The organism is Plesiomonas sp. (assembly GCF_051650925.1).
Classification (GTDB): Bacteria; Pseudomonadota; Gammaproteobacteria; order Enterobacterales; family CAMTGL01; genus Plesiomonas.
This window is the reverse complement of the sequence record NZ_JBOFRH010000247.1, coordinates 1-1,184: the sequence shown is the minus strand read 5'-3', so window position 1 is coordinate 1,184 and position 1,184 is coordinate 1. Positions and strand designations below refer to the sequence as shown.

General features: G+C 48.6%; 1 protein-coding gene. It reads right to left on the bottom strand.

The genetic code is table 11. From position 1 onward, the window contains the following. Window positions 1–192: 192 nt before the first annotated feature. The gene (locus ACRC27_RS05985) at window positions 193–633 is read right to left on the bottom strand and encodes a c-type cytochrome (protein WP_225624443.1); all 441 of its coding nucleotides are present in this window, start codon (window positions 631–633) and stop codon (window positions 193–195) included. Window positions 634–1,184 lie beyond the last annotated feature (551 nt).

Sequence of the window (1,184 nt, the reverse complement as noted above, 5' to 3'; positions counted from 1 at the left end):
GAGTGGGCAGCACAAAGTACCGTTCGGGTAAAATACCGCCAGTAAATTGTCAATTAGAGCCAGCTAAGTCAGAGTCATTTAGTGCAAACAATCATGATAGAGATATAAAGGAGGCACCGAGGCCTCCTTTTATCTATTTACCCTATCTGCGCGGAATTGTTCTTTATCTGCTGATAAACCGCGTCGTGCAGCTTATAACCCGCTGGTCATGTATTCGATCGCAGCTTTGATTTCATCATCACTACAATCGGTACAGGTTCCGCGTGCCGGCATCTGATTTAAACCGGCAATGGCATGTTTTTGCAGGGTATCGATACCTTGCTTCAGACGTGGCGCCCACTGCGCGGCATCACGAAATTTTGGTGCGCCTAAGGCACCACTGCCATGACAGGCGATACAGGCGCCGTTATACACCTGCTCACCGGTACGCGGCCCGCTAGGTTTAGCGGTAGCGGCAGCATCAGCCAGATATACCCCGCCGACCGGTTTGATGCGTTCGCTAATCGCATCATCTGACATATCGGCTGCGGCAACCCAGCAGGATACGCCCAGCAGCAGGGAGGTCAGCAGAGTTAATGCCACCTGGCGAGGCTTAGCGCAGATAGACTTGGCACGCACAAAGACAGTATTCACAGATTTTCTCCCTAAATAACCAGCGGCATCCTTTTATCCTGCTTTCATTCTTAATCGGTCTGAGCAGGGCGGTGAACCGCAGCGGTTGAATGTTGACCACTCGGTTGTGTTGCCAGATTATAAGGTAATCGTAAATAAATTGAAGCAATTGCGCCGGATTCTTTTTTCAAGGCCGCTAGCGTGCGACAGCTTGTACAGCCCAGCCTCACAGAATTTACAAACATACTGTTATCTTTTTGACGGCGGATTTGGCCTTACACAGGCATTGCTTTATAATCTGCACTCCAAATTCTGCGGGCTATCCGCCGGTTTGCAACAGGGAAGTGGGAGGCGGTATATGCCTCTTCACATGGAGTGTTCTCGATCATGTCCTCTAATCCCAGATATCACTTGTTGTATCGCAGTTGGCGATATCCTGTTTCTGCGCAGCGCTTTGGGAGCTGAAACTCAAGGGCGGTAGCGTGCTTTTTTGTCAGGCTTATTCTTCATTTTTATTTTTAACCCATTGATAAATAATGGATTGATTTCATGTCAAAAGCATCTGAACCACA